The sequence below is a fragment of the Protofrankia sp. Cas3 genome (assembly GCF_963555955.1).
GTDB lineage: Bacteria > Actinomycetota > Actinomycetes > Frankiales > Frankiaceae > Protofrankia.
This window is the reverse complement of record NZ_CAUVXP010000025.1, coordinates 1-4,978: the sequence shown is the minus strand read 5'-3', so window position 1 is coordinate 4,978 and position 4,978 is coordinate 1. Positions and strand designations below refer to the sequence as shown.

The following is a 4,978-nucleotide window of genomic DNA, read 5'->3' as shown; positions in this document are numbered from 1 at the left end:
CTGGCGGTCGAACCGGTGCAGCGGCGCAGTGTCAAGGGGTGCGGCGTAGCCGATACCGGCTGACATCACCAGCACGTCGAGCCGGTCGTAGGCCTCGACGTGTGCCGCGGCAAGGCCCGTCACGTCCTGCTCGACGGCCATGTCGGCGCCGTGGGGGCGCACCATGGCGCCGGCCGCCGAGAGATCCGCGGCAACGTCGGCGAGCCCGGCGGCGTTTCGCGCGGAGATCGTGAGGTCATAGCCGGCCGCGGCGAGCGACCGGGCGATCGTCAGGCCGATGCCGCGCGATGCCCCGGTGACGAGCCCGACGGGGCGGGGGGAGCCGGTCACCCCGGCGCTCACTGTTCGCTCCCCGCCTGGCAGGGAGATCTGGTCACCGTACGGCCGATCAACTGCTGATCGCTTCCAGGCCGACGGCTGCCGGCGCCGGGACCGCGCTGCCGGCCGAGGTACCTCGCCAGCTCCACCACTTCGGGATCCTGACGCAGATCAACCGACACGAAACAGCTCCGTCCTCGTGCGTCGTCATGGATCCAGCGCCGATCTCGGCGGCCGGGGCCCGCCCTGCCCTACTGGTTTATGCACAGCAGTCTGCCAGCCGCCGAATCGGCCGCCTCGGCGGGCTTGTCCAGTTTCGATGAAAGTGTGGCCGGACGGCCCAGCCGAACTCGGGCAGCACTGGGTGACCGTCAACGTCGTCCACCCTGGCCTGACCCTGACCGAAAAGTATGACGGGACGATCTCGCTCCCCGCCGAACGTCTCGCGGCGGCCGCGGCTGGCACGGCCATCCGGCGGGTGGTGACCGCGGATGAAATCGCAGCCGGGGGCGGCACCCCCGGCCCGATCCACTACTGACGCCTGCCCTCGATGCCGGGGTGCGTGAGCGGTATTCGGCCCATCGAGTCAGATCGCCGGCTGGCCCGGAGATCGGGCGCTTCGCTGCACCCGGCGGTTGGTCGACCGCAGGGCGCTAACGAACCAGCGACCGCACGGCGTCCAGCAGAACCTCCGCCTCGGTGCGCACCATCCAGTCGGGGTGGGAGTCGGCAAACCGGACGACGCGGTCGGAGCCGATCACTATCGCGGTGGGGTAGGGCAGCACCCAACGTCCGGTGCCCAGCGTCGCACCCATGTCGACGCCATCCCGCAGGTACTGCTGCCGGGTCAGGTCGTCCGGTTCGAACCCGATACCGAAGGCCGTGATCAGTTCGAGGTCGCGGTCCGAGGCGACTGGGAATTCGAAGCCGTGCCGCCGTTTGACGGCGGCCAGCCTCTCCGGCACCTGCGGGCTGATCGCGACCAGGTGCGCGCCGAGCGCGGGAAGCCCAGGTGCCAGGGTGAGCTGGTAGCCGCGCAGTGCCGCGTTGCAGGCCGGGCAGCCCTCGAAACGGAAGAACAGTAGGACGACGGGGCCGCTGGCCAGCAGCTCGGTGAGCACCACCTGGCCGCCGTCGACCTCGGGCACCGTGAACGGGGCGACGACGTCGCCGACCTTCACGATCCGGTCGCGGTCGGCGGCATCCTCCAGGGACCGCCGCTGGGCCGCATGCGCCGCGAGGCGATCGGCCGGCCATTCCCCGTCCCGGCTGGCCTGCAGCTCGCCCAGGAACCCTTGCACGGTCAGCAGCACGGTGGGCGAAGGCGTCTCGGTGGTCAGGTTTGTCCCAGGCATGAGGGTCTCCCGTCGTTCATTCTCAACGCGAGGTTACCGTATTCTCGACCAATTAAGTGAAGAATTATCGTAGGTGTGCTCGTCGCCCTGGGGAGGGTTCCGCCAGCTCGGAGACGTACGGCCGCGCTCCCCAGCGAATGCGGCGCCAGGATCGAGATCGTGGGCACGTGCCTCGGTCAGCGCGGGTCGGTGCCGGTCGCGGCCACCCGGTCAGGGTCGTTCGATCACTGCGACCACGAACCGGCGTGCAAGGTGGTCTCGATTCCGGCGATCGCGGGCGCGGCCACCTCATGCGCGGCCGTCAGCCCGGACCCGCAGTACACCCGAGACGATGTGCAAGCCAGCCCGATTATCACGCACAGTCAACGCCGGCCAGCCGTCCAACGTCTGCCGGCAGGCATCCTCACATGCCGCGACGATGGCATTCGCAATGCGTACGCGTCCGGACTCAGAGGGTGTTCGATCCTGCGGGTTCCGTTTGATTCGGGTGCATGTTCCTCGCCAGGTTGGGGTTGATTCGCCGGCGATACGGCGGGTCATGAGATCGATCATCTCAAGGTGGATCATGGCTTCGGAGCGGGTGGGGTGGGTTTCGTAGTCGCGGGCGAGGCGGCGGTAGGCCATCAGCCAGCCGAATGTGCGTTCCACGATCCATCTGTGCGGAAGAGGAATGAAGCCTTTGGTTGTGGGGTCGCGGTGGACGGTTTCGACATCGATGCCCAGTCGGGCGCCGTGTTCGATGACCGCGGTCCGGTAGGCGCTGTCGGCCCAGGCTTTACGGATCCTGGGGTGGGTGGCGGCGACGGTGGTCAGCATCTGGAGGCCGGCGTGGCCGTCGGACGTGTCGGCGGTGGTGACGAGCACTGTGAGGAGGAGCCCGAGCGTGTCGACGATGATGCTGCGTTTCCGTCCGATGATCGAAGCGCTGATCGGTGGGGAGCGGGATCCCCACCGCCTCGCAGCCCTGGCCAAGGGACGGATGCGGGTCAAGCAGGCTGCGCTCGTCGTCGAGGCGTTGACCGGCCGGTTCGACGAGCACCACGCCTACCTGGCCAGGATGCTGCTTGACCAGCACGACGGCCTGACCGGCCAGATCGAGCAGCTCACCGCGAGGATCGACGCGGCGCTCGCGGCGATCCCCGCCGCCGGGCCGTCCGCCACCGGCGGCCACCGCAGCGGACCCGGCTGTGACACCGACACCGGTGAGATCCTCACCGCCGGGTTATCGGCGGTGGCCCGCCTGGATGAGGTTCCCGGGATCGCCGTGCGGGGCGCCCAGATCGTCCTCGCGGAGGTCGGGTTGGATATGCGCCAGTTCCCTACCGCCGGGCATTTGGTGTCCTGGGCGAAGCTGTGCCCCCGCACCGTTCAGTCCGGCGCGAAAAACCGCAACGGCAGGACCGGCAAGGGTAACCCCTACCTCAAGGGCGTACTCGGGGAGATCGCCGCCGCCGCCGCGAAAACCAACACCTTCCTCGGGGAACGTTACCGGCGGCTGGTCAAACGCTGCGGCAAGCTAAAAGCCCTGGTCGCGCTCGCCCGCTCCATCCTTGTGATCATTTGGAATCTGCTCGCTGACCCACACGCCCGCTACCACGACCTCGGTGCCGACTACTACACCACCCGGATCAACAAAGACCGCAAGACCCGCAGCCTTGTCCACCAACTCCAAGCCCTCGGCCATACCGTCACACTGAACCCCGCCGCCTGACCTCATCCCCCTCGCTCACAGTCACCAACCGGCGGTCAAGGACACGACGTGGGCGGCAGCCTGCCCACGTCCCGGACGATTTTTCCGATCAGGGGAGTTGGACCGCGTGGAACTGCACGAGTACGCGTCGCTCGATGCGGTCGGCCTCAGCGAGCTGATCCGCAGCGGCGAGGTGAGCGCGTCGGAGGTCGAGGCGCTCGCCCGGCGCGCGCTGGAGCAGATCAACGCCGATCTCAACGCGCTGACCCGCCCGCTGGTCGAGCCGGCCCTGACCCACCGGGCGGACGGGCCACTGGCCGGTGTCCCCTTCGTGATCAAGGACAGCGGCCCGTTCGCCCAGCACCTGCCGTTCACGATCGGCAGTCGCAGCATCAACGGCGCCGTCGCGCTGGTCGACCACGACCTGATGGTCCGTTTCCGGGCAGCCGGCCTGGTCGCGCTCGGCCAGAGCACCACGCCGGAGTTCGGCCTCAGCTTCGCGACCGAGTCGGTCCGCTACGGCCAGACCCGCAACCCGTGGGACCTCACCCGGGGCGTCGGCGGTTCCAGCGGCGGCTCGGCCGCCCTGGTCGCGGCCGGGGCGGTACCACTAGCGCACGCCAACGACGCTGGCGGCTCGATCCGCATCCCGGCCTCCTGCTGCGGGCTGGTCGGCCTCAAGCCCAGCCGCGGGCGAACCCCCTGCGGTCCGCTCACAGGGGAGGCGGCTTTCGGCCAGCTCGTCGAGTTCGGGTTCACCCGCACCGTGCGGGACACCGCGCACCTGCTGGACGCGGTCTGCGCGCCGACGGTCGGCGACAAGTACCAGGCGGCGCCGCCCGCCCAGCCGTACGCCACCGAGGTGCGCACCAACCCGGGTCGACTGCGGGTGGCGCTGACCACCAGGGCGTGGTCCGGCGTGGCCGTCGACCCGCAGGTGGCGGAGATCACAGTTGCCGCCGGCAAGGTGCTGGAGTGGATTGGACACACAGTGACCGAGGCCCGCCCCGAGCTCGACCCGGAGGAGATCGTCGAGGCGGCGATGCTCGTCGTCACCACCAGCGGCGGCGCGGTGCTGCGCGGCGCACCGCGCCGGCCCGACCCGTCCTCGCTGGAGGCGGTCTCCCGGCGGGTGCTGGGCGAGACCGAGGCGTTCACCGCACTCGACGTGTTCGCGGCGATGGAGGCCCAGCACCTGGTGACCCGCCCGGTCGGCCGGTTCTTCCTCGACCACGACCTGCTGGTGACTCCCACCCTCGCCCAGCTCCCGGCGCCGCACGGCTCGCTCGACTACGACAACCCGCGCCACACGGCGCGCTCCTGGCTGCGGCGGATCTTCGAGTACGGCCCGTTCACCGCCGCTTTCAACGTCTCCGGCAACCCCGCGATCAGCCTGCCGCTCGGCCAGAGCCGCGAGGGCCTGCCGATCGGCGTCCAGCTGGTGGCCGCCCACGGCCGGGAGGACCTGCTGCTGCGGGTGGCCGCGCAGCTGGAGCAGGCGGTGCCGTGGAAGGACCGCCAGCCCTCGATCTACGCGGACTGAGCCTGGATGCACCGTCCGATTTGCCTGTTGATCGGCGTGCTGAACGAGAAAGTGCCCTCTGACCTGGGATAA

General features: G+C 69.7%; 5 protein-coding genes and 2 pseudogenes. 3 read left to right on the top strand and 4 right to left on the bottom strand.

The features are described 5' to 3' along the window. A partial coding sequence (locus U9983_RS07270) for an SDR family NAD(P)-dependent oxidoreductase (protein ID WP_322753285.1) occupies positions 1–342 on the bottom strand: 342 nt, incomplete at its 3' end. A gap of 295 nt (positions 343–637) precedes the next feature. On the opposite strand from U9983_RS07270, the gene U9983_RS07265 reads away from it, so the two are divergent. Continuing rightward, positions 638–856, top strand: a complete 219-nt coding sequence (locus tag U9983_RS07265; protein ID WP_322753284.1) for a hypothetical protein — start codon at positions 638–640, stop codon at positions 854–856. Between the two features lie 115 nt (positions 857–971). On the opposite strand, the gene U9983_RS07260 is transcribed toward U9983_RS07265, so the two are convergent. The 3 genes and pseudogenes from U9983_RS07260 to U9983_RS27770 form a co-directional block, all read right to left on the bottom strand. Further along, positions 972–1,673: a peroxiredoxin-like family protein gene (locus U9983_RS07260; RefSeq protein ID WP_322753283.1), complete on the bottom strand. Its 702-nt coding sequence runs from the start codon at positions 1,671–1,673 to the stop codon at positions 972–974. Between the two features lie 224 nt (positions 1,674–1,897). Further along, positions 1,898–2,005 (bottom strand): annotated as a pseudogene (locus U9983_RS27775) (sulfurtransferase); the annotation flags it as partial. A 163-nt stretch (positions 2,006–2,168) separates the two neighbouring features. Next, positions 2,169–2,591 (bottom strand): annotated as a pseudogene (locus tag U9983_RS27770) (transposase); the annotation flags it as partial. Here U9983_RS27770 and U9983_RS07250 point away from each other — a divergent pair. After that, on the top strand, positions 2,566–3,384 hold the full coding sequence (locus U9983_RS07250; RefSeq protein ID WP_322753324.1) for a transposase: 819 nt from the start codon (positions 2,566–2,568) through the stop codon (positions 3,382–3,384). The pseudogene U9983_RS27770 and the gene U9983_RS07250 sit on opposite strands and share 26 nt — an antisense overlap. Positions 3,385–3,490: 106 nt before the next feature. Continuing rightward, positions 3,491–4,906, top strand: coding sequence for an amidase (locus U9983_RS07245; protein ID WP_322753281.1), 1,416 nt, complete (start codon positions 3,491–3,493; stop codon positions 4,904–4,906). Positions 4,907–4,978 lie beyond the last annotated feature (72 nt).